The organism is Vibrio nigripulchritudo ATCC 27043 (genome assembly GCF_000222685.1).
GTDB lineage: Bacteria > Pseudomonadota > Gammaproteobacteria > Enterobacterales > Vibrionaceae > Vibrio > Vibrio nigripulchritudo.
This window is the reverse complement of record NZ_AFWJ01000001.1, coordinates 200,154-226,863: the sequence shown is the minus strand read 5'-3', so window position 1 is coordinate 226,863 and position 26,710 is coordinate 200,154. Positions and strand designations below refer to the sequence as shown.

Annotated in this window: 22 protein-coding genes and 1 other annotated feature; of the genes, 12 read left to right on the top strand and 10 right to left on the bottom strand. The window is 46.0% G+C overall.

Annotation, left to right across the window (positions count from 1 at the left end; translation table 11 throughout):
• Window positions 1-277: 277 nt before the first annotated feature.
• The 3 genes from clpB to rluD all read right to left on the bottom strand — a co-directional run bounded on the left by clpB (window position 278) and on the right by rluD (window position 4,713).
• Complete coding sequence (clpB, locus tag RH89_RS00930; protein WP_004397959.1) at window positions 278-2,854, bottom strand: ATP-dependent chaperone ClpB; 2,577 nt, start codon at window positions 2,852-2,854, stop codon at window positions 278-280.
• A gap of 126 nt (window positions 2,855-2,980) precedes the next feature.
• Window positions 2,981-3,706, bottom strand: coding sequence for a peptidoglycan editing factor PgeF (gene pgeF / locus RH89_RS00925; protein ID WP_004397957.1), 726 nt, complete (start codon window positions 3,704-3,706; stop codon window positions 2,981-2,983).
• Window positions 3,707-3,738: 32 nt separating this feature from the next.
• Window positions 3,739-4,713, bottom strand: coding sequence for a 23S rRNA pseudouridine(1911/1915/1917) synthase RluD (gene rluD / locus RH89_RS00920; protein ID WP_004397956.1), 975 nt, complete (start codon window positions 4,711-4,713; stop codon window positions 3,739-3,741).
• A 137-nt stretch (window positions 4,714-4,850) separates the two neighbouring features.
• On the opposite strand from rluD, the gene RH89_RS00915 reads away from it, so the two are divergent.
• The 5 genes from RH89_RS00915 to yjjX all read left to right on the top strand — a co-directional run bounded on the left by RH89_RS00915 (window position 4,851) and on the right by yjjX (window position 10,852).
• Window positions 4,851-5,576: an outer membrane protein assembly factor BamD gene (locus RH89_RS00915; protein WP_004397955.1), complete on the top strand. Its 726-nt coding sequence runs from the start codon at window positions 4,851-4,853 to the stop codon at window positions 5,574-5,576.
• 365 nt (window positions 5,577-5,941) lie between these two features.
• Window positions 5,942-6,274: a ribosome hibernation-promoting factor, HPF/YfiA family gene (hpf, locus tag RH89_RS00910; protein WP_004397954.1), complete on the top strand. Its 333-nt coding sequence runs from the start codon at window positions 5,942-5,944 to the stop codon at window positions 6,272-6,274.
• Window positions 6,275-6,387: 113 nt separating this feature from the next.
• Window positions 6,388-6,511: a sequence feature (Phe leader region), on the top strand.
• 15 nt (window positions 6,512-6,526) lie between these two features.
• Window positions 6,527-7,696 (top strand): prephenate dehydratase, encoded by a 1,170-nt coding sequence (gene pheA, locus RH89_RS00905; RefSeq protein WP_004397953.1) that lies wholly within the window; start codon window positions 6,527-6,529, stop codon window positions 7,694-7,696.
• Window positions 7,697-7,977: 281 nt separating this feature from the next.
• Window positions 7,978-10,305, top strand: coding sequence for a putative bifunctional diguanylate cyclase/phosphodiesterase (locus tag RH89_RS00900; RefSeq protein WP_004397952.1), 2,328 nt, complete (start codon window positions 7,978-7,980; stop codon window positions 10,303-10,305).
• 19 nt (window positions 10,306-10,324) lie between these two features.
• Window positions 10,325-10,852 (top strand): inosine/xanthosine triphosphatase, encoded by a 528-nt coding sequence (gene yjjX, locus RH89_RS00895; RefSeq protein ID WP_004397951.1) that lies wholly within the window; start codon window positions 10,325-10,327, stop codon window positions 10,850-10,852.
• A gap of 64 nt (window positions 10,853-10,916) precedes the next feature.
• Here yjjX and trpR read toward each other — a convergent pair whose 3' ends face one another.
• Both trpR and sltY read right to left on the bottom strand, forming a co-directional pair.
• Entirely contained in the window at window positions 10,917-11,219 is a 303-nt protein-coding gene (gene trpR, locus RH89_RS00890) for a trp operon repressor (RefSeq protein ID WP_004397943.1), read from the bottom strand.
• Window positions 11,220-11,315: 96 nt separating this feature from the next.
• Complete coding sequence (sltY, locus tag RH89_RS00885; protein WP_004397941.1) at window positions 11,316-13,247, bottom strand: murein transglycosylase; 1,932 nt, start codon at window positions 13,245-13,247, stop codon at window positions 11,316-11,318.
• Window positions 13,248-13,682: 435 nt separating this feature from the next.
• Here sltY and ettA point away from each other — a divergent pair, with 435 nt between their 5' ends.
• The 3 genes from ettA to RH89_RS00870 all read left to right on the top strand — a co-directional run bounded on the left by ettA (window position 13,683) and on the right by RH89_RS00870 (window position 16,948).
• Window positions 13,683-15,350 (top strand): energy-dependent translational throttle protein EttA, encoded by a 1,668-nt coding sequence (gene ettA, locus RH89_RS00880; RefSeq protein ID WP_004397940.1) that lies wholly within the window; start codon window positions 13,683-13,685, stop codon window positions 15,348-15,350.
• A gap of 184 nt (window positions 15,351-15,534) precedes the next feature.
• The gene (locus tag RH89_RS00875; RefSeq protein WP_004397938.1) at window positions 15,535-15,903 is read left to right on the top strand and encodes a PilZ domain-containing protein; all 369 of its coding nucleotides are present in this window, start codon (window positions 15,535-15,537) and stop codon (window positions 15,901-15,903) included.
• Window positions 15,904-15,913: 10 nt separating this feature from the next.
• Window positions 15,914-16,948, top strand: coding sequence for a M23 family metallopeptidase (locus tag RH89_RS00870; protein WP_004397937.1), 1,035 nt, complete (start codon window positions 15,914-15,916; stop codon window positions 16,946-16,948).
• Window positions 16,949-17,010: 62 nt separating this feature from the next.
• Here RH89_RS00870 and tyrA read toward each other — a convergent pair whose 3' ends face one another.
• Together tyrA and RH89_RS00860 are read right to left on the bottom strand one after the other, a co-directional pair.
• On the bottom strand, window positions 17,011-18,138 hold the full coding sequence (gene tyrA / locus RH89_RS00865; protein WP_004397936.1) for a bifunctional chorismate mutase/prephenate dehydrogenase: 1,128 nt from the start codon (window positions 18,136-18,138) through the stop codon (window positions 17,011-17,013).
• A gap of 12 nt (window positions 18,139-18,150) precedes the next feature.
• A complete protein-coding gene (locus RH89_RS00860; protein ID WP_004397935.1) occupies window positions 18,151-19,227 on the bottom strand; it encodes a 3-deoxy-7-phosphoheptulonate synthase in 1,077 nt (358 codons plus the stop codon).
• Window positions 19,228-19,442: 215 nt separating this feature from the next.
• Between RH89_RS00860 and RH89_RS00855 the strand changes: the two genes are divergently transcribed.
• Both RH89_RS00855 and btsR read left to right on the top strand, forming a co-directional pair.
• Entirely contained in the window at window positions 19,443-21,125 is a 1,683-nt protein-coding gene (locus RH89_RS00855; RefSeq protein ID WP_004397934.1) for a sensor histidine kinase, read from the top strand.
• Entirely contained in the window at window positions 21,119-21,841 is a 723-nt protein-coding gene (gene btsR / locus RH89_RS00850; protein WP_004397933.1) for a two-component system response regulator BtsR, read from the top strand. Before RH89_RS00855 ends, btsR begins: the two co-directional genes overlap by 7 nt.
• 48 nt (window positions 21,842-21,889) lie before the next feature.
• Here btsR and nagZ read toward each other — a convergent pair whose 3' ends face one another.
• Entirely contained in the window at window positions 21,890-22,876 is a 987-nt protein-coding gene (gene nagZ, locus RH89_RS00845) for a beta-N-acetylhexosaminidase (protein ID WP_004397932.1), read from the bottom strand.
• Between the two features lie 115 nt (window positions 22,877-22,991).
• Here nagZ and RH89_RS00840 point away from each other — a divergent pair, with 115 nt between their 5' ends.
• Window positions 22,992-24,107: an anhydro-N-acetylmuramic acid kinase gene (locus RH89_RS00840; RefSeq protein WP_004397931.1), complete on the top strand. Its 1,116-nt coding sequence runs from the start codon at window positions 22,992-22,994 to the stop codon at window positions 24,105-24,107.
• Window positions 24,108-24,125: 18 nt separating this feature from the next.
• Complete coding sequence (murQ, locus tag RH89_RS00835; RefSeq protein ID WP_004397929.1) at window positions 24,126-25,046, top strand: N-acetylmuramic acid 6-phosphate etherase; 921 nt, start codon at window positions 24,126-24,128, stop codon at window positions 25,044-25,046.
• A 17-nt stretch (window positions 25,047-25,063) separates the two neighbouring features.
• Here the strand turns inward: murQ and RH89_RS00830 are convergent, their stop codons facing one another.
• Window positions 25,064-25,414 carry a DUF2799 domain-containing protein gene (locus RH89_RS00830; RefSeq protein WP_004397928.1) on the bottom strand — a complete coding sequence of 117 codons (351 nt, stop codon included), beginning with the start codon at window positions 25,412-25,414 and terminating at the stop codon, window positions 25,064-25,066.
• A 62-nt stretch (window positions 25,415-25,476) separates the two neighbouring features.
• Window positions 25,477-26,562 (bottom strand): transporter substrate-binding protein, encoded by a 1,086-nt coding sequence (locus tag RH89_RS00825; RefSeq protein ID WP_038144521.1) that lies wholly within the window; start codon window positions 26,560-26,562, stop codon window positions 25,477-25,479.
• Window positions 26,563-26,710: the final 148 nt, after the last annotated feature.

Genomic DNA, 26,710 nt, shown 5'->3' with positions numbered 1-26,710 from the left:
TTGGCTTTTCGAGAAGTTTTTCTCTCAAAGCGGACGGACATTTTAGCCAGTTAAGTTGTTGTGTCAAACACTTTTTTCAACTCAGTTAATTTGCCCTGTTATCGCGATTAATCCGTGACAACGAGGCGGCATTATAGGGACTTCGTTTAATGGCGCAACCCCAAATTTGAAAAAAAGTTCATGCCAAGCGTTTGATTGCTCAGAATTACATCAAAGCGCGCTGCAAATAAGCAAAAAGAGGGATAAATCCCTCTTTTATTAATCACACTTTTCGAATCTAAGCTTGGTGAGCAATGATTCTGTCCTTATTCACTAATAGCTGGACTTTCTTATCTGGATTCACCTTTCCAGCAAGAATCGCTTTGGCTAGTGGGTTTTCGACACTCTGCTGAATCGCTCTCTTAAGAGGTCTCGCACCATAAACCGGGTCAAAGCCAACTTCTGAAATAAGATCCAACGCTTTCTCCGACACTTCCAACTCATATCCCTTTTCAGCCATTCGGTTGCCTAAACGAGTGAGCTGTATAGAAGCAATCGACTTGATGTGCTCTTTACCCAGTGGGTGGAATACCACACTTTCGTCGACACGATTTAAGAATTCCGGTCTGAAGTGCTTGCTGACCACTTCCATTACTTCTTCTTTCATTCCGTCGTAATCCAACGTCGCGAAGTTCTCTTGAATACGAGAGGAACCAAGATTCGATGTCATGATGACTACGGTATTGCGGAAATCGACAGTTCTTCCCTGTCCATCCGTTAGTCGACCGTCGTCGAGAACCTGAAGCAGGATATTAAATACATCTGGATGTGCTTTTTCGACTTCGTCCAGAAGAATCACGGAATAAGGCTTACGGCGAACGGCTTCTGTTAAATAGCCACCTTCTTCATAACCGACATAACCAGGAGGCGCGCCCACCAATCTTGCAACCGAGTGTTTTTCCATAAATTCCGACATATCGATACGTACCATCGCATCTTCACTGTCGAACATGAAACTTGCCAAGGTTTTGCAAAGTTCGGTTTTACCCACACCAGTCGGACCTAAGAATAAGAAGGAACCGATCGGCTTATTTGGGTCCGATAAACCTGCACGACTGCGTCGAATGGCATTGGACACCACTTCAACTGCTTCTTGCTGACCAATCACACGTTTATGAAGCACTTCTTCCATTCGAAGTAACTTCTCTTTTTCCGCTTCCAACATTTTGGATACCGGAATCCCTGTTTGCTTGGAGAGCACTTCTGCTATTTCGGCGTCTGACACTTTGTTCTTCAACAGCGTCATTTCTTGCATTTCTGCTTGGGTTGCCAGATCCAGCTGCTTCTCTAGCTCAGGAATACGTCCGTATTGCAACTCGGACATACGGTTCAAGTCGCCAGCTCGGCGAGCAAAGTCCATATCCATGCGCGCTTGTTCTAACTCACTCTTTATATGTTGAGTACCAGAAAGCGCCGCTTTTTCTGCTTTCCAGATTTCTTCTAGCTCTGAGTAATCTCGTTCTTTTTCTTCCAGTTCTGAATTCAGGGCTTTTAAGCGCTTTGAACTTGCATCATCGTGTTCATTGACTAGTGCTTGCTGCTCTATCTTAAGCTGGATGATTTTTCGTTCCAGCTTATCCAATGACTCGGGCTTGGAGTCTATTTGCATTCGAATACTTGAAGCTGCTTCATCAATCAAATCGATCGCTTTGTCAGGCAGCTGTCGGTCCGATACGTAGCGGTGTGACAAACTTGCAGCCGCAACAATAGCCGGATCGGTAATTTCCACGTGGTGGTGCAATTCGTACCTTTCTTTTAACCCACGAAGAATGGCAACGGTGTCTTCCACCGAAGGTTCGTCCACCAGCACTTTTTGGAAACGACGTTCAAGTGCGGGATCTTTTTCGATGTACTGCCGATATTCATCCAGAGTAGTCGCGCCCACGCAATGCAGTTCTCCGCGAGCCAATGCAGGCTTCAACATATTTCCTGCATCCATAGATCCTTCACCTTTTCCTGCCCCTACCATGGTATGCAGTTCATCGATGAAAAGAATGATATTGCCTTCTTCTTTGGAAAGTTCGTTGAGAACCGACTTCAGCCTTTCTTCAAATTCACCACGATATTTGGCACCAGCAACTAGAGAGCCCATGTCCAGAGACAAAACTCTGCGTCCGCGAAGCCCTTCCGGAACTTCATTATTGATGATGCGCTGAGCAAGCCCCTCAACAATAGCCGTTTTACCGACACCAGGTTCACCGATAATTACAGGGTTATTCTTGGTGCGGCGTTGAAGCACCTGAATAGTTCGACGAATCTCATCGTCTCGACCAATTACCGGGTCTAGCTTGCCCTGTTCCGCACGTTCAGTCAGATCAATGGTAAATTTTTCGAGCGCTTGGCGTTTATCTTCGGCGTGAGGATCTTCTACTTTCTGACCTCCACGCACTTTTTCAATTGCCCCCGAGATTTTTTGCTCGGTTAAGCCCAGCTCTTTCAAAAGGATCCCTAAAGGACCTTTGTCTTCGATAGCTGCGAGAAGGAAAATTTCAGAGGAGATATAGGCGTCTTGCCGCTTCTGTGCCACTTTGTCGCACATGTTGAAGAGCGTACCCATTCCCGATGACAGTTGAACGTCACCACCAATTCCACTGACTTTGGGTAGGCGATCCATCATTTCGCTTAACTTTGAGCGAAGCTGAACCACATCCACATTTAGCATTGTTAACAGTGGACGAATGGTACTGCCATCTTGATTAAGCAGCGACACCATAAGATGGACAGGCTCGATGTACTGATGATCGCGCCCGAGTGCTAAGGATTGTGCGTCAGAAATAGCAACCTGGAATTTGCTGGTAAAACGATCGAGACGCATAACAACCTCCAACCTTTTGTTGTTCTTTAACTAGGTTAGGAGATAGGTACGCCATTCGACAATTTCAAGGGGGCAAACTAAGTAAGTGGATGCACTTCCATTCCTTAGCTAAATAAGAGAGGTTTTTTATTCAAGCCAGATAAAACTAGCCATTCGACCAGTAATACCATCGCGACGATAGGAGTAAAAATGTTGAGGGTCGCTGTAAGTACAAAGTTCAGATTTAAAGATTCGTGAAACGCCTTCTTTATTTAACCTTTGTGTTGCCAGTAAGTTCATGTCAGCAAACCACTTACCTTCTAGCTCTCCTGCAGAAAAAGCATCAGCCGCTTGAGGGAGTACATCGCTAAACGCGGTTCGAACATCTTCACCTACTTCAAAGGCACTTTGCCCGATGGCGGGTCCCAGCCACGCCATCACATTGCCAGAGAAATGCGATAACGCTTCTTCTAGAATGCCATCTGCCAATCCACGCCAACCGGCATGAACTGCAGCAACTTGTGTTCCTTGACTGTCTGTTAATAGAACAGGTAAGCAATCGGCCGTCATCGCTGAGCATACGATACCCGATTGATTGGTGACTGCACCGTCGCCATCTAGGATGTTATCGGTAGTTTCCACTAAATTTACGATTCGAGTGGAATGGGTCTGATTCATCCAAACGGGAGACGTCGGCATCGATGCCTTTGATATAAGCCGACTTCGATTTTCTTCGACCAAGCGCTCGTCATCACCCACATGAGTACCCAGGTTAAGCCCTCGGTAGGGTGAAGACGATACACCGCCGATGCGAGTCGAGCTCACGGCTTTGACGTTTGAAGGGGCATTCCAGTTTGGATAAATCAGTTCCATGTTATCAATCTCTTATAACTATCAATTTCTAACTAATAGTCGTCTAGAGGATTCTCTTTAGTATCTATGCGCAGTGCTTCCGCCATTGCAACCATGTCATCAGGAACAGGAGCATGGAATTCCAGCTCTTCACCTGTCACCGGGTGAGCGAATCGAAGCATCACTGCGTGCAGCGCCTGTCTGTCGAAAGCGCGGATCATCTCCGTTAACTCTTCAGATGCACCTTTTGGAATTCGCGCGCGACCACCATATGGTGTATCTCCAAGAAGTGGATGCTGAAGATAAGACATGTGCACACGAATCTGGTGGGTACGACCTGTTTCAAGACGAAGTCGAATACGCGTATGTTCACGGAAATGTTCCGCAACACGATAATGGGTTACCGCAGGTTTACCCAATTCATTCACTGCCATTAAGGTGCGTTTGGTTGAGTGACGACCGATTGGCTTTTCAATCATACCGCCAGCAGTCATACGACCAATGGCAATTGCCTCATACTCACGCGTTATGTTGCGTTTTTGCAGTTCACGAACCAGACGAGTCTGGGCAGGAACCGTTTTCGCAACCACCATCAACCCAGTGGTGTCTTTATCAAGGCGGTGCACAATACCAGCACGAGGCACTTCGGCGATGTCTGGGTAATGGTGCAGTAATGCATTTAAAACCGTGCCATCAGGCGTGCCCGCCCCTGGGTGAACGACAAAGTCTCTCGGTTTGTTGATGACCAGGATGTCGTCATCTTCATAAACGATATTCAGAGGAATGTCTTGCGCTTCCCAGCGCTCTTCATCTTCTAACTCTGCGTGGAGAATGATTTCCTCGCCACCCATCACCTTCAAACGAGGTTTGGTGACAACTTCGCCATCCACTTGAATCTTTCCTTCTTTCAGCCATTCCTTAAGTCGAGAACGAGAAAAATCGGAGAAGAGTTCTGCAACCGCCTGGTCTAAACGCTGGCCTAATTGGTTGTCTTTTACTGTGCTTGTTAATTCAATCTGCTGAGCCATATCGAACTTTTTTAAAAACCGTGAGACTAATACCCACTAGTATGGATAAAATAATAGAATTGCGTCATTGTATCCGTTAACAGAAAAGAAAGTAACGGACACTAAGAAATATTTACTGTAAGGAACGAAGTGCGGACATGAAAAAGCATACATTGTCGGGCTTATTGGCTTTAGGGCTTCTGGTTGGATGCTCTAGCAGCAAAGAGGTTGTGCCTGATGTGCCACCAGCAGAATTGTACTCTGATGCGAAAGTATCGCTTCAAACAGGTAACTGGCGGACCGCAATAGACAAACTGGAAGCACTGGATTCACGCTACCCGTTTGGACCTTACTCAGAGCAAGTACAGCTAGATTTGATCTATGCGTACTATAAAAACAACGATCTGGCTTTAGGGCTGGCGACTATCGCTCGTTTTACCCGTTTAAATCCAACTCATGAAAAATCAGATTGGGTTTTGTACATGCGCGGTTTAACTCACATGGCGCAAGATCGGAACTTCATGCACGATATATTTAACGTAGATCGTTCTGACCGAGATCCTGAACCGGTAAAATCGGCATTCACAGATTTCAAACGTTTATTGCAACGTTATCCGAACAGCCCATACGCAGAAGATGCACAGCAGCGTATGTTTGCGCTTAAAAACCGTTTGGCAGAATACGATTTAGCAACAGCAGACTTTTATCTGCGTCGAGAAGCGTGGATCGCCGCCATCAACCGTTGTCAGGAATTGCAGAAGACCTTCCCTGATACAGAAGCTGCGCGTAAGTCTTTGCTTATTCAGTTAGAGGCTTACAAGATGCTGGGGCTGCAAGATGCGATTGACCGTACACAGCAACTCATCGAATTGAACCCTGTTTAGGGCAGCACAATTTCAGAAAGCAGCTTCGGCTGCTTTTTTTGTATTCACTGGAAATTAAGCACAAGATTATAAAGTGACACACTTCACAAAATAACTTAGAACAAAGATTAATCAGGTAGGTTTTGAGAATCGTACTGAGCCCCTAAAAATAGAGTATTTTTAGCGTGCTGACTCTTACCAATCTACTCACTTTTCTCTGTTCAACAAGCATTTTTTTCAGAATTTAATCAGCCTTTTGCCTGAGATCACATTCGTATTCGAAGTTGAATTTCCTCAAACAGAAATTGATCTTAATCACATTCTTTTCGAGCCCAATAAGTAATCTGGAGTTAACCCATGAGGGACGAAACAGAGGAAAAACAAATATGAAAGTAAACATCACTGGTAAAAACATCGACATCACCTCTGCCATCCGTAATCACATTGAGGGTAAATTTAAAAAACTAGAGAAGTGGCAAGTTGAATTCATTGGTTGCCAGGCAACCATCAGCGAAGAGCCAAATAAGCAGAAGAAGATAGAAGCTGTTATTTCAGTACCAAAAGGTCAGCTTATTGCTTCTGCAACGCACGAAGATCTGTACATCGCAGTCAATGAAGTAGAACAAAAACTAGAGAGACAACTGAATAAACTGCGCCATAAACCAGACGCAAGGCGTGCAAGCCATTCGAATAAGCCTGAATTGGAAGAGGCAGAATAAACCCAACTTAGATTCATGAAGAAGTGGCACCAATAGGTGCCACTTTTTTTACTTGACGATAGATAGCCGCTTTGCTTATTGTGTATAAACACTCACCAATGAAAAGTATTTATGCGTTCAACTAACCTGTTCTTTTTTGACTTCTTTTTTATCTCCTAGCATTGGGGGCAGAAGTCGTTTACTGAAAGAAAAGTCAAAAACGAACAGAAAGCCTCCCAAACGGGAGGCTTTTTTAATAAGGATAATAATCAAATGACAGACAGATTAGACGCTATCAGATTACGTCTTAACCAACTGGATGACCAACTTCTTAAGCTGCTTTCGGAAAGACGTGAACTCAGCATTGAAGTGGCAAAGAGCAAAGTCGAAACTTCAAAGCCCGTGCGAGACGCGAAACGTGAGCAACAACTGCTGGTCAAGCTTATCAATAACGGCAAAGACAAATATCAATTGGATGCACCCTACATCACCAAAATTTTTCACACCATTATTGAAGATTCGGTGCTCCTTCAGCAGGCATACTTACAGAACCTGCTTAACCCAAGTGAAAGCCGTAAACCATTAGCTCGCGTCGCATTCTTGGGAGCAAAAGGTTCATATTCACACCTAGCCAGTCATCAGTATTTCAGCCGTAAGAATACTGAGTTGATTGAGCTTAACTGCGAACACTTCAAAGAAGTGGCTTCGACGGTAGAGTCTGGTCACGCGGACTACGGTGTATTACCAATTGAAAACACCAGTTCGGGTTCCATCAATGAGGTCTATGACTTGCTGCAACACACTACTCTATATATCGTTGGTGAACTTACTCTGCCAATTGAACACTGTCTTGTGGCCACTTCTGATGTTCGACTGGAAGACATAAAGACCCTGTATTCGCACCCGCAACCACATCAGCAATGCAGTGAATTTTTATCCAGAATGAAAGGCGTTGCACTTGAATCTTGTGTCAGTACCGCCGATGCCATGCAGAAAGTAAAAGAATTGGATCGCAAAGACGTCGCCGCAATAGGCAACGCATCGAGTGGCAAGCTATACGGGTTACAGCCAATTCAGGGAAACATTGCAAATCAAACCGAAAACCACACTCGCTTTATTGTTGTTGCCCGCAAGCCAGTGGAAGTTTCGACCCAAATTCCAGCGAAGACGACGTTGATTATGTCTACTTCTCAAAAAGCCGGCTCTCTGGTTGAAAGCTTGTTGGTACTTCAACGCTATGGCATCAACATGACCAAGCTGGAGTCTCGCCCAATCATGGGTAACCCGTGGGAAGAAATGTTTTATGTCGATTTGGAAGCACACCTTGATTCCGATGAAATGGACAGCGCCATCACAGAGTTGATCAAGTTGACCACTCATCTGAAAGTGCTGGGTTGCTACCCAATTGAAAATGTCGAAGCCACTCAGGTTTCTCTGGGTTAATTGTAAAACTGAACCCATTTAACACCCTAAATTCTATGTAATTTCGCTTTCGCTCACTCTTTTCATATAAGAGTGAGCTTACTTCCATTTGCACGCATATTCCACGAATAACGCCCCCAAATTCTTAAAGTTAAGTCATTTCTCACACTACAAAGCCAGTAAATTAAGGTAAGTTGCTCCTAAAATTCAGCGTCCGCATTGCGTGAAAACCCAACCTTATTCAGCGCGCATTACCTCAGTTTGGGTAGGTCGTATTCATTGATGAAACGTAAAAATAAAGAATGAAGTTAAGCAAACGAACCTTACTCTTAATAATTCCCGTCGTTGTACTCAGTGCCGCAATATCAAGTTATATCATTTACCTCGGGCAGCACACGGCATTAATCAAGCTTGAGAAAAGCTCCATCCAGCTCAATATGGAGAAGCTTGCCAGCCATTATTCAAGAGCTGCCAACTTTCTCAATAGTTATACCTACACACTCAGCCACAGTGATGTACTTCGAAGCTTTTTCAACGACACCCACAACCCCTATCGAGAATTCGAACTCAGCCGAAGCCTGCACCAGACCCTTACCGACCTCACTGTACACAATGGGAATTTTGCTGCGTTAGGCATCTTGGATAATCAGTTTCGCACTACCTATTATGTTGAAAATCAGGTCGACCCCTATTCCTGGCTGGATAAAAAGATTGCCTCTTTTGTAAAGCAAGGCGTTCAGAATGGAATATGGTCTCAGACAGAGTACCTATTCAACAAGGAAGCGGGGGGAGTATTAGTAAAGTATGATATATACAACAGGCAGACATTTTCCTCAGCAAAACAAGCCATTATCCCTGAAAACTTCTTTGTCGTTGTTGCCATGATAGAAACCACGGAATACGACAACTTGAGGCACGCACTGGAAAGAGAGCATCTGACCGTACTGACTTACGCACCAGAACCTCCAACACATACTCGAGAGCTCACTCATAGCGTCCAGCTCTCTCCAACCCGATGGGCAACGCTAGACCCTTCCAGCTTCGTCGTAGAAAACAAACTCGGTGAAATCCTCTTCAAACTGCTTATCGCCTTTAGCATGTCCTCTTTCATCACCGTTTCTTTGCTAATCCTGCTTTTCTATCGCTACGTTATTTTCCCTATTACTCGATTAGCCAAGCAGCTCAGGGAAGTTGAGAATCGCCAGCGAGCAAACATTCAACGTCTGGACACTGACGACGAAATTGGTCATCTATCTCATAAGTTTTATGAGATGTATCAGAGCCTGGCAGACAACTATCAGAAGACCAAACAGCTGGCTGAAATGGATCAGCTTACCAAACTCGCTAACCGACGTTATTTCCAATCTCAGGTGGCGAAAGCCTTGGCACTTACGCAGGATACCGATGAAGAAGAGAAGCACTGTATCCTCTATATCGATCTCGATAACTTCAAGTTTGTGAACGACAAATACGGTCATAAGATCGGTGATGCACTGCTGGTGCAGTTTGCTAAGAACTTAAACCAGCTGGAAGAACGAATGGCCACCAAGCATCAGGTCAGAATTCTGTCCTCTCGGCTGTCGGGAGATGAGTTTGCCGTTTATATTTCAGGCTCGGAGCTGGAAACCTCCATCATTCATCAATTCTGCCAGAGCATACTTCAGCCATTGCAATCTGGCTTTATTTCTCCGGTTGGAACATTCCCCATTACTGTGAGTATTGGTGTTGCCACCTACCCTATGGACGGGGACAACATCGAACACCTGCTTTCCAATGCTGATACCGCTATGTACCAGGCTAAGCGAGCAGGTAAGAATCAATACACCTTCTACTCCAAAGCACTTGATAAAGAAGTTCAGCGTATTAGCAGTATTGAGCGCGCATTGCGCCGAGCGGATTATCAAGACGAGTTTTCTTTGGTGTATATGCCGTATATGAATTCTAGTGGCACCAAAGTGGTGGGGGTCGAAGCCTTGTTGAGGTGGAACTCTCAAAAACTAGGAACAGTAGAGCCATCTGAATTCATACCCTTGGCAGAACAGACGGGTCTTTTTGAAACTATAGATCGCTGGGTTATTGAAAAAGCCTTTTCCAACTTCCATCAGATACAAAGCTTGTTTGAACAACCCGTTCAGCTTTCCGTTAACTTGTCTTCTGCCGAGCTGGACTCATGTCAGCTTGCCACGTTCATTGAACAGAAAGCTCAGCAATACCAAATCCCTTATCATCAGGTTGATTTTGAAATCACTGAAACCTTTGCAGCAGAAAGTCAGGGCTACCCACTGCTTCATGAGCTTTCCTCTCAAGGGTTTGAACTGGCAATCGACGACTTTGGTTCAGGCTACACGTCTTTTACCCAGTTAGTTCAGTATCCGGTTCAGAAAATTAAATTCGATCGCGGTTTCCTGCTGGCTATGCTGGAGTCCAATAAGCAGCATATAATCAAGCCTTTGATAGAACTTTGCCACTCGCAAAATATCTCTGTCACTGCGGAAGGTGTTGAAAGCCAGCAAATGCATACCTGGCTTCTTCAAAGCGGATGCGATTATATGCAGGGATACTATTTCGGTCAGCCGATGTCTCTTGAGCAGTTAAAGGGATGGAAAGCAGACCTGTATGCGTCTGGCTAGAAGCATGGAATAACTAAAAATGAAAAAAGTCGTCGTCGCCTCTTTAAACCCAGCAAAAATCAATGCTGTAAAAAGTGCGTTTGCAAAAGCGCTGCCAGAAGAACATTTCGAATTCGAAGGAATCTCTGTTCCCAGCGAAGTTGCCGATCAACCCATGTCGAATCAGGAAACCAAAACAGGCGCGCTGAACCGGGTCAAGAATGCAAGAGATGCTCAGCCTAACGCGCATTTTTACGTAGGGTTAGAAGCGGGTAACGAAGGGAATGACACCTTTGCTTGGATGGTGATTGAATCTGGGAATAAGCGTGGGGAGTCTCGTTCATCTAGCCTTCCGCTTCCCCCAAAAGTTGTGGAACAGGTGCATGCTGGAAAAGAACTTGGGGATGTCATGGATAACACTTTCGGAACGGATAACATCAAACAAAAAGGCGGGGCCATCAGCTTGCTAACTGGTAATGTTCTGACTCGAAGCTCGGTCTATCATCAGGCATTAATTCTGGCGCTGATCCCATTCATCAACCCTGAACTTTTCCCTGACAATATATAGCTTTCTGTATATTGCATCCCTTGAAACACAAAAGGCAGCATCTGCTGCCTGATATACGTAACGTTTAGCTTTTCACTTCTTTCAGTAAGTTTTCTAACGACGCTTTTTCTTTGTCTGATTTGTTTTTCAGTTCGTTAGAACCGCGGGTGATGGTTGCGATACCGACCCCTAACATTTGGCTAATTTGTCGTTGAGACAGTTCACCTTTTAGCAGCTCATTAAAGATATTCACTCGGGCTTGAATGGCTTCTCTTTCATCAGGAGTCATTAACATGGTCAACAACATACCATGTTTGTCTTCTTCCGTTGCTCTCGCAACCAAATCAATAACGTCCTGCCACTCCTGATACTCTGGCTCTGGTGACATAAATTTCTCTCAGTGACTTTTTCCTCACCATTTTATACTCAAGTGGCTAGAAGGTGCAGTAAAGAAGCGCAAATTTTATTGCGCTTCTTTCAGCCCTTAGTATCGCTCTTCCTTTTCATTCTTAGTGAGGAAATCGCCTTTCGTGCCGCTTAAGAAACGGTAATACGATTCAAACATTAAGATATTTTGAACATACCCGCGGGTTTCTTTGAATGGGATTGCTTCAATAAAGGCAAAAACATCCAGTTTCTGTGCGCTGTTTTCTCGCCAGCGTTTTACACGGTGAGGTCCTGCGTTGTATGCCGCAAAGGCGTAGATACGGTTGCCGTCGTATTGGTCGAGCAGGTAGCTCAAATACTGGCTGCCGATTTCGATATTCTTCTTCACATCATTCAGTTCTTTCGGCGTTTTGTAAGGAATACCGAACTTTCTGGCGGTGTACTTTGCTGTGGCAGGCATAATTTGCATGATCCCTCGTGCCCCAACAGGAGAGCGAGCCTGTACATCCAACGCACTTTCCTGGCGTGCCAGAGACATTAGGGTAATGGGCTCTATGTTGTACTTGTCGCCATAAAACTCAAACCACCAGCGGTGAGCTATTGGGAAACGCAGATGAATTTCATCCCATACTTTTGCTGCAATAGACGCTTTTACAGTTAGGTGAGACCACTTCTGGTTGGAAGCGTAATGGGCCAGTGCTTTTTTCTCCTGTGCAGAAGTACGCTGCAACAACCATTGCCACTCACTTTTTGCAGCAGCAATTTTATCTAAAGCGATCAACTCATGTACTCTGTCCAACGTCGCCTGATGTTGGGTTACCAAAGCCGAGTCTGGTTCACTCTTACTAATGTCGTATTTGATTGGCGTTCCCAAGGTTTGAGCAGCCACAACACTGTAGAAATGGCGCTTACCAAGCAAGGATTCTAAACGTTGCTCACCCGAAGCAGTTTCGCCCAACTCAATCTCAGAACGAGCCAACCAATACTGCCAACGTAATCCGGACTTTTTGTCGTCTGGTAACTTAGCTATCCAATTTTTTACACCTTTCCAGTCTGCATGTTGCAACGCTAAGCGCACTCTTCTCTCAATAAGAGCACTATTGCTGGACTTGGCAATAGCCTTATCGCGCCACGCAATGAGTTCTTCGGAATCGGTATTGATTAATCTGAACGCGGTGTAATCCGCGAGTTGTTGTCTCTGCTCAGAAGTCAGTTTCTGTCCAGACACGACCAGATTGAGCTGCTTAACCGCTTCCTCGGCATTGGCTCTCACCAGCTTTCGGTAGCCATGCCAGGCAAGCTTTTGATTTCTTGGAGTAACATACGACTTTTTAGCGAAGCGTCCTATCTCTTGTGGAGCACGGTAAAGCTTGGCAATTTTCTCCGCTTCTGCTTTGGCTTTTTTGCTTTCTGGTAGCTTTTTCAAATAGGTCAGCATGCGCCCTTTTCGCGCTTCGTACGCCAGCACCATTCGATCTAAAACTTTGTCGTCGGTTCTTAGCCCTGCTTTTTGCCAGGCTTCAAACAAATCATCACAAGCTGAAGAAACACTGCTACCGCTCAGCCATAGAGATTCAGCGCCCTTTAAAGCCTGATTCTTATCACCATGAATCAACTGAGAGTAGTAGTAATAACACTGATAGGTTTCACCACGCGGTTTGGTTGTCTGGTAGCGAAAAATGGTTTCCCAGTCTTTTTCTTTTGCCAGACCATCCAGGTAGGAAGCGCGAATGCGCTTTGAAAAAGGTAGAATGTAATGTTGCTTTTGAAAATAACTGACTTCTTCAATGCTTCGTTTGCCAATATCGACTAGAAAAGCCCGATAGTCGGTATAAGGAGTGAGTACATAGTCAGCGATATCTGGTCTTATCGATTGGTATTCTTCCACTTTTCTTGCATCAAGTAACGACTGAGCCTGAGCGTACTTCAGCCGCTTTTGTATCAACGTATCTGAGTTTTCTGCTGCTACAGAAAAGGCAGAGAAAATGCCCAGATACGCTACACATATCCGTTTGGAAATGTTTCGCATGAATACCTGTCCTTTTGAATGCTTTGCCTGGGGATTAGGTTCTGACGACCTAGCTTATCCATGGCAATCTTAATACGACTTTATGAACAAAGTTTTATAGTGATACTTTATATTCAGGTCAGAGACAACCTGACTGTTCAGAATAATTTTAGGTTTGTTTTTCCCTTGTTGAGAACAAATTCGACATATAGTTATGAAAGCACCGAAAAACAAGGGTATACCACTAGACTTCTATCTAAACAGCCAGTTCCGGAAAAGTCCTATCTATTCTGTAAAATTTCTTTTCCCATCCCAAATGCCAGACACGCTTTGCTCCATTAACGCTGGCAAGCGCACAAATTGACAAACAAAGCATCGCTTTCGCAACCTAGCATCTTGAGGTTACTTGGGTATAAAATACAGCCCTAAATTTTTGAACGACAGGAAAGATCGGCAATGGCTGAATACGTATATACCATGTCGCGGGTGAGCAAGATTGTGCCACCTAAGCGTCAAATTCTTAAAGACATCTCTTTAAGCTTCTTCCCAGGAGCAAAAATCGGTGTTTTGGGTCTGAACGGTGCTGGTAAATCTACGCTTCTACGCATCATGGCTGGTATCGATACCGATATTGATGGTGAAGCACGCCCACAACCTGGTCTTAACGTAGGCTATCTTCCACAGGAACCTGTACTGGACGAATCCAAAACAGTACGCGAAGTGGTTGAAGAAGCCGTTGCTGACGTTGCTGACGCGCTAAAACGTCTGGATGCGGTTTACGCGGCATACGCAGAAGAAGGTGCAGACTTTGATGCGCTGGCGAAAGAGCAAGGCGAACTGGAAGCGTTGATTCAGGCGAAAGACGGTCACAACCTTGAAAACTCACTAGAGCGTGCCGCGAACGCACTTCGTCTTCCTGAGTGGGATCAGAAAATCGAACACCTGTCCGGTGGTGAGCGTCGCCGTGTGGCTATCTGTCGTCTGCTTCTTGAGAAGCCAGATATGCTGCTTCTCGACGAACCAACCAACCACCTGGATGCAGAATCTGTAGCTTGGCTGGAACGTTTCCTAGTCGATTACACAGGCACTGTTGTAGCAATTACCCACGACCGTTACTTCCTTGACAACGCAGCAGGCTGGATCTTAGAACTTGACCGAGGTGAAGGTATCCCGTGGGAAGGTAACTACACCTCTTGGCTAGAGCAAAAAGATGCTCGTCTGAAGCAAGAAGCTGCTCAAGAAAAAGCGCGCCAGAAAACCATTGAGAAAGAGCTGGAGTGGGTTCGTCAAAACCCGAAAGGTCGTCAGGCGAAATCCAAAGCACGTATGGCTCGCTTTGAAGAACTGCAAAGCGGCGATCACCAGAAGCGTAACGAAACTAACGAGCTCTTCATTCCGCCAGGTGAGCGTCTGGGTGACAAGGTTATTGAAGTTAACAACCTTACCAAGTCATTCGGCGATCGCGTTCTGATTGATGACCTGTCGTTCAGTGTTCCTAAGGGTGCCATCGTTGGTATCATCGGTGCGAACGGTGCAGGTAAATCTACGCTGTTTAAGATGTTGAGTGGTTCAGAGCAGCCGGATTCTGGTTCTATCGAACTGGGCGATACAGTCAGCCTTTCTTCTGTTGAGCAGTTCCGTGACAGCATGAACGACAGCAAAACCGTATTCCAGGAAATTTCTGAAGGTTCTGACATCATCAAGATCAACAACTTCGAAATTCCTGCGCGTGCTTACTGTTCTCGCTTTAACTTCAAAGGCGTTGACCAACAAAAAATCATTGGCGAGTTGTCCGGTGGTGAGCGCAACCGTGTCCACCTTGCGAAACTGCTTAAAGCAGGCGGTAACGTATTGCTACTCGATGAACCGACCAACGACCTGGACGTAGAAACTCTTCGTGCATTGGAAGAAGCGCTGCTTGAATTCCCAGGCTGTGCCATGGTTATCTCGCACGACCGTTGGTTCCTGGACCGTATCGCTACTCACATTCTTGATTACCGCGACGAAGGTCAGGTGAACTTCTACGAAGGCAACTATACTGAGTATACAGAGTGGTTGAAACAAACGCTTGGTGCTCAGGCTGCAGAGCCTCATCGAATCAAGTACAAACGTATCGCTAAGTAAAAAAACGGCACGTTTTCAAGCATAAGACCGCCCAGGCGGTCTTTTCTTATATGTACGAAATGAATCAAGAAGCAGTGAACTGGATTTCTTAGGCGTCACAAATTTAACCGACTCTTTTCCTATTTGCTCCGTAGAAGGAGTACCATAGGGCAAAATTTAAGCATTTATCCGAAGAGAGCAAACTATGATTGAACGCCGTCGATTTTCTCGTGTTGTCTACCAAGCGCCTGCCAGACTCATACAAGGCGACTTGTCCCTAAACAGCGAAATCCGAGACCTGTCACTGCATGGACTTTTGCTTTCTAGCACGCCAGATACCCACCAGCTCAGTCAGAACACGATGTTAGACGTCGACATCGAGTTACCTGAAAGTGACATTGTGATATCATTAGAGGCTGAAATTGTGGAGCTGAACGACCAGTTCATGCGAGTAAGTATCCACCATATTGATATTGACAGCATCAGTCACCTGAAACGATTGGTTGAACTGAATGTTGGTGATGAAGCCCTTTTGCATAGAGAATTAGAGCAGCTATCTGATTTAGGTGCTTAACAAGCAATAAATGTCTCGAAAAATACAAATATCTATCCCGACTTCGTCTGGGGTACAGCATTTTTTTGTGGGAAGAAAAGCGACAGCCGGTATTCTTCTTTCACTGTTTGCCCTTCCAAGTTTCCTGGGCACATCCATCTACCAGTACCTTTCTGCAAAAGACCATGCAGAGAGTTCACTTGCGCGAGCGGAGCAAAGCTTCGTTCACGCGCAAACTCAGATTGATTACCTTGACCAGAAAAGCGATCAGTTTAAGGCGCTTTACGAAGCGCAGATCAGCGCCAACCACTCTTTGACTCAAGAGCTGGAAGAGAAGAAAGGCGAAATTTTGACATTGGGTAAACGTGTCAACGATGTTGAATCTGTCCTTGGCATTACACAGGAAACGTCTGTGGTTGATTATGCCGAGCTTTCGCTGGAGCAACGGATTGATGCGGCGGCCATTGACTCTGCTGTGCGCGCGACCATGTTCCGACTGCTTCCAAACGACAGCCCAGTGATCTATCAGCGTATTTCTTCAAGCTACGGTTACCGTAAAAACCCGATTACTGGAAAGCGCCATCGTCATTTGGGGATCGATTTAACCTGTCAGCGAGGGGAGCAAGTGCTTGCCCCGGCAGACGGTGTGGTTGAACTGCGCCGACCAAGCAGAGAAGGTTACGGAAACCTGTTGAAACTTCGTCACGCTTTTGGCTTTATGACGTCTTATGCACACTTACAGAGTTTTAAAGTTCGCAGCGGTCAGTTCGTGAAAAAAGGCGATGTGGTTGCAACCTGTGGTAATTCTGGCAATTCGACCGGCCCTCACCTGCATTACGAAGTGCGTTTCTTGGGCAGAACATTAAATCCTAAGCACTTTATGGACTGGACCCCTGACAGCTTTGATACCTTGTTTGAGAAAGAACGAAGCATCAAATGGGCATCACTGGTGGATGTGATGAGTAACGTCGTCAAATTGCAGGTTCTGTTAACGCAGAACCCAAGTAAAGAACCAGACTCCGTGGATACCGTTAAAAACGCAACGGAAACGGAAGTGGTCAATTAAACCCGACTGCATTGAAAAACAAAACGGCTCCAGAAGGAGCCGTTTTTTATTTTGTCTGTTGCTTAACCGCGGTGAATGGCGTCATTAGCTTGCTTAAGCAGCTTCTGACTTTCTTCCATAAATTGCTGGGAGTAATCCCCAAACCAATCACCTACTTTTTCAAAGCTTTCAACAAAGGCTTTTTTATCGGATTTTTCCAACATCTCTAAAGCACTGCCAAAACTTTGATGGAAGCGTTTGATCATCTCAATATTGTCTTCTGAGGACAAAATGATGTCTGCATACAAATTAGGGTCTTGAGCAAACAAACGCCCGACCATCGCCAGCTCCAGCCGATAAATCGGGGAACTGAGTTGAAGCAAATTATCGATATTTGGGTTTTCGCCGCTTAGGTGCAAACCATAAGCAAACGAAGTAAAGTGGCGCAGAGCCTGGATCAGGGTCATACCATGATCGTGTTCTTGGGCTTCACACTTACACAGGCTCGCGCCCCAAATCTCAATTTGTTTCAACAGCCAGTGGTAGGAGTCTTCACCGCGACCATCGCAGAACACCACAACCTGCTTTGCAAGGCTTGGTACATCCGGACCAAACATAGGGTGAAGACCAACTACCGGACCTTGATGTGTTTCCATCATGGCTGCCAGAGGCTTGGCTTTAATCGAGGTCAAATCACAAAGAATGCAGTTTTCAGGAAGATTACCCAGCTTTGCGATGACACTTTCTGTCAGATGAATCGGCACCGTCACAACAACCAGTCCCGCTCCATCCAGTATTTCATCGGCACGCTCCCAGTCCTGACTTCCCAACACTTTTACGTTGTAGCCCGATAATCGGAACATGCGACCAAACAAACCACCAAGCTGACCATGACCGCCGACAATCACTACCGAACCCAGATCTGGGTTAAGGCATTTGAATCCTGAATCTTTTTCGCTGGTATACGATTCGCGCATGGTGCGACGCAAGATGTCCTCGATCAGCTGAGGTGGTACGCCTTGCTTTTCCGCTTCTTCGCGTCTTGAAGCCAGCATTGCGGCTTCGCGTTCGGGGACATAAATGGGTAGCCCGTGCTCACTCTTTACTTCCCCGACTTTTTCTACCAGTGCTAGCCTTTGGGCTAGCAGATCGACCATTTTTTTATCCACCTGGTCGATTTGATCTCTCAATTCATTCAGTTCAACTGCCATTCAGCTTTTACCTTATTGGTCTTTTATTCTGTCTTCTAAAAATGGCACCAGCTCTTGGTGTGCATGTGTTAATAGTGCCTCAGTTGTGTCCCAATTGATACACGCATCGGTGATAGAAACCCCGTACGCCATCTGATCTACCGGAATATCTGACGCTTGATTACCTTCATTAATATGGCTCTCAATCATCAGACCGATGATCGACTTGTTTCCTTCACGAATTTGATGAATTACATCCTCTGCAACCAAAGGCTGACGGCTGAAGTCCTTACGGGAATTAGCGTGGCTGCAATCAACCATCAGCGCGGCATCCAGCCCTGACTTCGCCATTTCTTCTTCGCATTCAGCAACAGAGACCGAGTCATAGTTAGTCTGCTTACCACCACGCAAAATGACATGACCATGAGGGTTACCTTGCGTAGTCAGTAGCGCAACCTGACCTTCGCGGTTGATCCCCATAAAGCGGTGACCTGAGGAAGCCGCCTGCATCGCATTAATGGCGGTTGCCAGGCTGCCATCCGTACCGTTTTTAAAGCCAACTGGCATAGACAGTCCACTCGCCATTTCACGGTGTGTCTGAGATTCAGTGGTACGGGCACCAATCGCAGCCCAACTGAACGTATCCGCTAAGTATTGCGGGCTGATAGGGTCCAGTGCTTCGGTTGCTAGTGGGATTTCCATTTCAGCCAAATCGACCAGAAGCTGACGAGCTACGTGCAGACCGTGCTCGATATCAAACGTCCCATTCAAATGCGGGTCGTTGATCAAACCTTTCCAGCCAACCGTCGTTCTTGGCTTTTCAAAGTAAACTCTCATCACGATGTATAGCTGATCATTCAATTTCTCAGACAGGGCTTTCAGGCGTTTGGCGTATTCTTTGGCTGCATCAATGTCGTGAATGGAACATGGTCCACATACCACTAACAAGCGATGATCTTTTTTATCCAGAATGTTCGCAATTTCCTGACGAGACTGTTGAATGAATCGTCGTGCATTTTCGCTGAGTGGGATTTTCTCTTTCAGTGCGTTTGGTGTGATAAGAACCTGTTCGTCGCTGATGTGTATATTACTTAATTCGCTTTTTTGCATTTCCATTACCTGTAAACTTAAAATTACACCCACTTCAATCAGCGAGCTATACATCCAATAACGAACAAAATAACAGCTAAAAAAAGTATTTCAAGCGTAAACTTAAAAAAACATTTACTGTAAACATAAATTTACACGACATGTAAACACGGTTCTTTTCCTACTTTAGAAGAATATCGATTAAAATAGCGGAAAACCCTCCTTCAGGAATGGCTATGGATTTAATTTTGTCTTTGCTTCAGCAAATGTGCGTGTACCTTGTCTTAGCCTATATGCTGAGCAAAACACCCATCTTTTTGCCTTTGCTTAATATTTCTTCCAGCTTAAGCCACAAACTCAGCTGTTACGTCCTTTTTTCGTTGTTCTGCATTATGGGCACTTATTTCGGTCTTCAGATCAACGATGCCATCGCCAACACCCGTGCCATTGGAGCCGTTATGGGCGGGCTGTTTGGCGGACCTGTTGTCGGGTTTGCGGTAGGGTTAACAGGAGGTCTGCACCGGTATTCGCTCGGTGGATTCACCGATCTTGCCTGCGCTATTTCGACCACTGCCGAAGGGCTTATTGGCGGATTGCTCCACAGCTACTATGTTCGACGGGGCAAAACCAGCCAGCTGTTTAATCCTATCGTCGTGTTCTCTGTGACCTTATTTGCAGAAATCGTTCAGATGGCAATCATTCTGGCAGTCGCGAAACCTTTCGATCAGGCTTACCAGTTAGTGAGCGCCATTGCAGCACCAATGATCATCGCGAACTCTGTGGGTGCCATGCTGTTCATGAGCATTCTTCAAGACAGAAAAACCATCTTTGAGAAGTACTCAGCCGCCTTTTCCCGAAGGGCTCTGACAATAGCAGAACGGTCGGTGGGTATTCTTAGTTCAGGGTTCAATGCAGACAACGCGAACAAAATTGCCCGCATTGTGTATGAAGAGACGAATGTGGGCGCAGTTTCAATAACCGATAAAGATAAAATTCTGGCTTTTGTCGGGATCGGAGACGACCACCATAAACCGAACACCCCGATTTCATCCAAAAGCACCATTGATGCGATTCAAAACAATAAAATCATTTACTTAGATGGCACCACTCGCCCCTATCAATGCTCAATTTCCAACGACTGCAAATTGGGTTCAGCATTGATCATTCCGCTAAAGGCGGGAGAAGATGTGATAGGTACCATCAAGCTCTATGAACCAAAGAGAAAGCTGTTTTCAACCATAAACATGTCGATGGCAGAAGGCATAGCTCAGCTACTTTCCAGCCAGGTTTTGTATGGGGATTACCAAGAACAACAGACTCTGCTGACACAAGCTGAAATCAAGTTATTGCATGCTCAGGTAAACCCTCACTTTCTGTTCAATGCGCTGAATACCATCAGTGCTATCACTCGAAGAGACCCAGACAAAGCAAGAGAGCTCATCCAGCATCTTTCTCGCTTTTTCCGTAGCAACTTAAAACAGAACATTGAGACCGTCAGGCTAAAAGAAGAACTCGATCATGTGAATGCCTACCTGACGATCGAAAAAGCACGGTTCAGCGACCGGCTTGAAGTCGAATGGGCAATAGACGATGCCTTACTCGAAAAAATCATTCCAAGTTTTACCCTACAGCCTCTTGTCGAAAATGCTATCAAGCATGGTATTTCTCAGCTGTTAGAAAATGGTAAAGTCCGGATATACAGCCAGTTTGCAGACAACCACTACTCCATCGTAGTGGAGGATAATGCGGGGTTGTATACCACTCCAGAGCATGGACACTCTGGTCTGGGGCTAGACATCGTCAACAAAAGACTGACCAATCAGTTGGGTAAGTCATCCGCATTGAAGATTGACTGTCTGCCACACGAATACACCCGAATGAGTTTTACACTACCGAATACAGAGACACACGAATGCTGACCGCGATTGTCATAGATGACGAATTATTCGCCAGAGAAGAGCTAACGGAACTGCTCCTGGAAACACAAAAAATCGAAATTATCGATCAGGCGTCCAATGCGATTGAAGGATTGAAAAAGATCCACAGCCTGAAACCCGATGTGGTCTTCCTTGATATTCATATGCCGCAGGTCAGCGGCATTGAGCTGCTCTCTATGCTCGACCCGGACAACATGCCTAACGTCGTATTTGTCACTGCTTACGATCAATATGCGATTCAGGCGTTTGAAGAGAATGCTTTTGATTATTTGCTTAAGCCCGTCGAACAAAAAAGGCTTGAGAAGTGTGTTGCCAGACTGGTGAAAACGGCTGAACTCAAACAGTCCGTAGATTACTCCCCAATGATCAAAGATAAGCTGGAGCAGGTGCCTTGTGTTGGGCACAATCGGATTGTCATTTTTCCTATCGCAGAGGTGGAATTTGCTTTCACCGACATATCGGGAGTTCAGGTAAAAACCGCCGAACAGACCGCCACCAGCCAGTTAACCTTGAAAGTTTTGGAGCAGAAAACACCGCTGCTTCGCTGCCACCGTCAGTATTTGGTCAACACCCAGGCGATTCGAGAAATTAAACTGTTAGAACACGGGCTTGCTGAAATAATCACTCACAGCGGGAAACCCGTCCCGGTGAGCAGACGATACCTAAAGAGCCTAAAAGAAACTTTAGGAATCCAATAGAAAACTGCCGTGGATTCGGGATGCACGGCAGTAGTATATGGGGAGTTGTTAGCTTTCTAACATCCGTTTCATGGCTTCAGATGCTTGCTTCCACTCGTGACTTAATCGCAAATCTGCTAACGAAAAACTCTGCTTTTTCAGCAAATGGAAAGCATTAGGGACTTCTGAAATCGGCAGATTATCCAACGCGCTCACGGTGTAGTCCCGGTTATTGCACATCAGCAGCATGTCGCATCCTGCATCAAGCGACTGCTTTGCACGTTCAGCAGGCGTTCCCATTACGCCTGCACCTTCCATACTTAAATCATCAGAAAAGACGATTCCCTGAAAACCAAGCTGCTCCCTTAACACCTTTTTAAGCCAGTAAGCACTTCCGCTGGCTGGCGCAGGATCGTATTCAGGGAAAATAACATGGGCAGGCATCATGGCATCAAGCACACCTGCATCGATGTGCGCTTTGAATATCGCCATATCCTGTTCAAAAATGGAGTCGCGCTCATCAATCGCCGTCTCATGATGCGTATCAGTAATAACGCCGCCATGCCCCGGGAAATGTTTGCCTGTGGTCGCCATTCCTACCGCTTTCATACCTTTCATGTAAGCCTGGCTGTGACTCAGTATGGTTTCTTTATCTTCACCAAACGCTCGGTTACCAATGGCTTTGCAATCGTGCCCTTTGTCTAGGACAGGAGCGAAGCTCAAATCGACATCATGAGCAATCAGCTCGGCTGCCATGAGCCAGCCAGCCTGCTCCGCCAGTTCAAGACCTTGGTTATGTTTAGCAAAATCCTGCGCGGGAGGAATAAGGTTAAAGCCTTCTTTGAACCTCTGGACTCGCCCCCCTTCCTGATCAACACCAATCAGTATGGGGCGCTTGGCAGCTTTGCGGATACTGGCATTCAACGCGAGAAGCTGTTCATTGTCGTGATAGTTTCGCGCAAATAAGATGACTCCACCCACCGTCGGATGCTGCAAAATCTCTTTGTCTTCTGCATCTAACTCATAGCCTGCAACATCTATCCAGAGTGGTCCCATAAGTATGCCTCTTGTTATCCCGAGTTAAGGTTAATATATTGATATTCAAACGATCGCTTTATTATTACAGATATTGAATCGTGGAGTCAGTCAATTTCACGTTAGGGAGAGCTACGTGGCAAATCAAAACGAATACTACATTGGTGTCATGTCGGGGACGAGTCTGGATGGCGTTGACGTTGCGCTGGTAGAAATCTCAGATAGTGATATCACGCTCATTGATAGCTACGTACATCCAATGCCACCAGAGGTAAAACAGCGAGTCCTCTCGGTATGCGAAGGGCAAACCACCAGCGTGAGATCGATTGGGGAGCTCGACCACGATTTGGGTAAGCTGTTTGCTGAAAGTGTGAATACGTTTATCGAGGCTAAAGAACTTTCCCCAGAAAGCATCCGAGCGATTGGTTGCCACGGTCAAACCTTGTTTCATCAGCCAGATACTACTCCCCGATTCACCATGCAGCTTGGTGACGCAAACCTCATCGCAGTAGAGACCGGGATTGATATCGTGGCTGATTTTCGTCGAAAAGACATGGCATTAGGTGGTCAAGGTGCACCGCTGGTTCCTGCTTTTCATCGCTGGCTGTTTGGCAGTGGCGACTCTACAACGGTTATCCTCAATATTGGCGGCATTGCAAATATCTCTGTATTGCACCCAACTCACCCCACAGTTGGCTACGACACAGGTCCCGGGAATATGTTGATGGACGCCTGGTGCTTCAAACATACGCATTCGCCATTCGACAAAGACGGTCAACTTGCCCGTTCCGGAAAGGTGGTGGCAGCACTTCTCAACCAACTTTTAAGTGAAGCCTATTTTGAACTACCTGCCCCCAAAAGCACGGGACGCGAGCTATTCAATGTAAACTGGTTGGCACAGTTTGAGTCCGTAAATAACCACACCATTGAAGACATTCAGGCAACGTTACTTGAGCTAACCGCAGTCAGTATCGCCCAGGAGGTAGAAAAACACGCCTCAGGCATCTCACCAACTTTGCTGGTGTGCGGTGGTGGTGCAATGAACCCCGTCTTGATGAAGCGATTGGTCACATTACTTCCTGATTGGACAGTAGCAGATACCAAAGATCGCGGTATCGACAGTGAGTTCATGGAAGCCATGGCTTTTGCTTGGCTGGCTCATAGACGCATTCATGGATTGCCTAGTAACCTTCCTGAAGTCACAGGAGCAAGCAAGCCCGCTTCTTTGGGTGTAATATATCCTTCAAAATAAAGCTCATAAGGCAACATCATGGCTAACGACGCATTACTTTCTGCTTTGGCACATTTGGTCTCTGAAGGTCGAAACCCAGAAACCATGGACATTGACTTACTCTCCTCTCTGGATATCGTCAAAAAGCTTAATCATCAGGATAAACAGGTCCCTGCTGCGATTGAAAAGGAACTGCCTCAGATTGCTACAGCAGTAGACCGAATTGCTGAAGCTTTTCAGAAGGGTGGAAGGCTGATTTACATTGGTGCGGGGACCAGTGGTCGGTTAGGTGTTCTGGATGCGTCTGAATGCCCGCCTACCTTTGGGGTTTCTGATCAGATGGTGATTGGTTTGATAGCTGGCGGAAAAGACGCGATGTTCAAAGCCAAAGAAGGAGCAGAAGACAGCCAAGCTTTTGGTCAGCAAGACCTGGAAAAAATCTCGCTCAGTTCAAATGATGTGGTTGTCGGAATCGCTGCAAGCGGAAGAACGCCTTATGTGATTGGTGGACTGGAATACGCCAATCACATTGGTGCTTACAGCATTGCGCTATCCTGTAACCCAGAATCCCCGATCGCACAATGTGCCAAACTGGCAATCAGCCCTGTTGTGGGTCCCGAAGCACTGACAGGTTCTACACGCCTGAAGTCTGGCACCGCTCAAAAGCTAGTACTCAATATGCTGACGACTGCCAGTATGATCCGAATTGGTAAGAGCTATCAAAACCTGATGGTGGATGTGAAAGCCAGTAATGAAAAGTTGATTGCAAGAGCCGCGCGTATTGTTGTTCAGGCGACAGAATGCAGTAAAGAAGACGCGAAAACCATGTTAATTGAGACTCAGTATGATGTGAAACTGGCTATTCTGATGATATTAACGGGAATGGATTTAAGCAGCGCAAAAGCGCAGCTATCAAAACAGCAGGGATTCTTGAGAAAAGCCGTTCAGGATCTGGTTTAGGTTTTATTTGGGGAAGGCTATTCGCCATTCCCCGATCTTTGATTCCAGCCTCTTTGCCACTCCATTCGGAATTTCTGCGCATCTGGCATTCCTTCACACACACCTTCGTAAAAGCTGCCAGATAAGCCAATTTGATACGCAAATGCCGGGTTACAATACTCCTGAACACCAACCAGGTAACCCTGATCGTAGTCGGCGTGATTAACCTGCCCATATTCCGCTAAATCCTGAAAAGAACGTTGAGTCTGCCCTTTCACACCATCTCGGTAACCGATCGAATACCAATCACTGTCACCCGATAAGAATTCGCTGCCGGAACAGCCGACCAGCAAAAGTCCCATCACTAAAGCCACTAATCGTTGTTTCATCGCCATACCTGATCGTTATATTGAATTATCAGTGTACGATGAAACGCCTGATTTTGCCTGATTTATTCCAGTACGAGTCGATTGGATTTTGCAGTATGAGCCGGACGCATTGAGATATCGGAAGAAGCTTGAATTAAAGTCACATGGTCGCCACTCAATTCCGCCAGATACGTGGGTAACTCAATGCGTTGTTCGATTACCGAAACGGAGTCGCCAAAAGGCGTCGGTAGATGAACTTCACCTAGAGCCCGACGAACAGCTCCTGGCTCTGTCGATTTAGCAAGGTTGACCGCATACCCAAAGGCCAGAACAGACAGGTAGGCTGAAACAAAGCCGCCTGAGACGTAAACTTTAGACAGATCGCGATATACCCGTTGAGTAAATAACGGGTTAACAGGCTCGAAGAAGCAACTAGCATTGAGTATGCGAATCTTGTCCAGTTTGCCCAGTGCCACGGATTCGCTGCGGCTCATGTGTGAACAGAGTACTGTGAGTGGGCGTCCATCCCAGTCTCTGTTCAGCTCAGTCAAAAAGGCGTAACTCGCCTCCCCCATCAAGTGATTCACAACGAAGTCGGGTCGGTGAGTCAACAATGAACGAATGGTGTAGTGGAAAGTACGGCAACCTTCACGGTAGTAGTTGTCAAAGGTAAGAGCCCCACCGCCAGTTTTGACATACGAGGTCGTCATCTCACTGAGTTCCCACCCAAGCTGGTCATTCGGGCTTACGATGGCACACTTTGTCCCTTCTTCCTGAAAGGCGTATTCGAGAAGTGGCAACAAGTAACTGTCTGGGGATGCGCCAAATTCAACCAGTGAATCGATGTGCTGTTGTTTGCCAGATAAAGCGGAAGACCAGAGCAGAGCTGAATCGCCTTCCATCGATTCCAACACACGTAATCGGGAATCGATAGTCGTGGTTCCGAAAAGGTGTTCAATGCCCTGCTTTTGTAGCTGACGAGCATGATTAATGTAGGTATTTTTCTGGCCAAACGGATCTTTGTGTACGGCTCCGAGCTTGAAGTCGAAATGTGGATTTGCATTAACCTGAGCAATGCCGAACTGAGTGCCGATTAATGTCTGGTAACTGACTTTTCTATACTGGCTTTGGCTGGAATAAAGCACGCCTACGGGAATGGTATTCATCATTCTCCCCCTACACAAATATCCATACTCATCAAGCCATGACGTTTTTGTAGTTGGGCTAAATCTCATGCTTTCGCATTCAATTTATTAATTAGCTCATTTTCTTTTTATTTATGCTCATATCTAGCCGAGCCGTAGAGAAAACTCAAGG

What these genes read in the sequence shown, in the direction of transcription:
- clpB (WP_004397959.1), bottom strand. Translation starts at nt 2,854, where the DNA reads ATGCGTCTCGATCGTTTTACCAGCAAATTCCAGGTTGCTATTTCTGAC.
- pgeF (WP_004397957.1), bottom strand. Translation starts at nt 3,706, where the DNA reads ATGGAACTGATTTATCCAAACTGGAATGCCCCTTCAAACGTCAAAGCC.
- rluD (WP_004397956.1), bottom strand. Translation starts at nt 4,713, where the DNA reads ATGGCTCAGCAGATTGAATTAACAAGCACAGTAAAAGACAACCAATTA.
- RH89_RS00915 (WP_004397955.1), top strand. Translation starts at nt 4,851, where the DNA reads ATGAAAAAGCATACATTGTCGGGCTTATTGGCTTTAGGGCTTCTGGTT.
- hpf (WP_004397954.1), top strand. Translation starts at nt 5,942, where the DNA reads ATGAAAGTAAACATCACTGGTAAAAACATCGACATCACCTCTGCCATC.
- pheA (WP_004397953.1), top strand. Translation starts at nt 6,527, where the DNA reads ATGACAGACAGATTAGACGCTATCAGATTACGTCTTAACCAACTGGAT.
- RH89_RS00900 (WP_004397952.1), top strand. Translation starts at nt 7,978, where the DNA reads ATGAAGTTAAGCAAACGAACCTTACTCTTAATAATTCCCGTCGTTGTA.
- yjjX (WP_004397951.1), top strand. Translation starts at nt 10,325, where the DNA reads ATGAAAAAAGTCGTCGTCGCCTCTTTAAACCCAGCAAAAATCAATGCT.
- trpR (WP_004397943.1), bottom strand. Translation starts at nt 11,219, where the DNA reads ATGTCACCAGAGCCAGAGTATCAGGAGTGGCAGGACGTTATTGATTTG.
- sltY (WP_004397941.1), bottom strand. Translation starts at nt 13,247, where the DNA reads ATGCGAAACATTTCCAAACGGATATGTGTAGCGTATCTGGGCATTTTC.
- ettA (WP_004397940.1), top strand. Translation starts at nt 13,683, where the DNA reads ATGGCTGAATACGTATATACCATGTCGCGGGTGAGCAAGATTGTGCCA.
- RH89_RS00875 (WP_004397938.1), top strand. Translation starts at nt 15,535, where the DNA reads ATGATTGAACGCCGTCGATTTTCTCGTGTTGTCTACCAAGCGCCTGCC.
- RH89_RS00870 (WP_004397937.1), top strand. Translation starts at nt 15,914, where the DNA reads ATGTCTCGAAAAATACAAATATCTATCCCGACTTCGTCTGGGGTACAG.
- tyrA (WP_004397936.1), bottom strand. Translation starts at nt 18,138, where the DNA reads ATGGCAGTTGAACTGAATGAATTGAGAGATCAAATCGACCAGGTGGAT.
- RH89_RS00860 (WP_004397935.1), bottom strand. Translation starts at nt 19,227, where the DNA reads ATGCAAAAAAGCGAATTAAGTAATATACACATCAGCGACGAACAGGTT.
- RH89_RS00855 (WP_004397934.1), top strand. Translation starts at nt 19,443, where the DNA reads ATGGATTTAATTTTGTCTTTGCTTCAGCAAATGTGCGTGTACCTTGTC.
- btsR (WP_004397933.1), top strand. Translation starts at nt 21,119, where the DNA reads ATGCTGACCGCGATTGTCATAGATGACGAATTATTCGCCAGAGAAGAG.
- nagZ (WP_004397932.1), bottom strand. Translation starts at nt 22,876, where the DNA reads ATGGGACCACTCTGGATAGATGTTGCAGGCTATGAGTTAGATGCAGAA.
- murQ (WP_004397929.1), top strand. Translation starts at nt 24,126, where the DNA reads ATGGCTAACGACGCATTACTTTCTGCTTTGGCACATTTGGTCTCTGAA.
- RH89_RS00830 (WP_004397928.1), bottom strand. Translation starts at nt 25,414, where the DNA reads ATGAAACAACGATTAGTGGCTTTAGTGATGGGACTTTTGCTGGTCGGC.
- RH89_RS00825 (WP_038144521.1), bottom strand. Translation starts at nt 26,562, where the DNA reads ATGATGAATACCATTCCCGTAGGCGTGCTTTATTCCAGCCAAAGCCAG.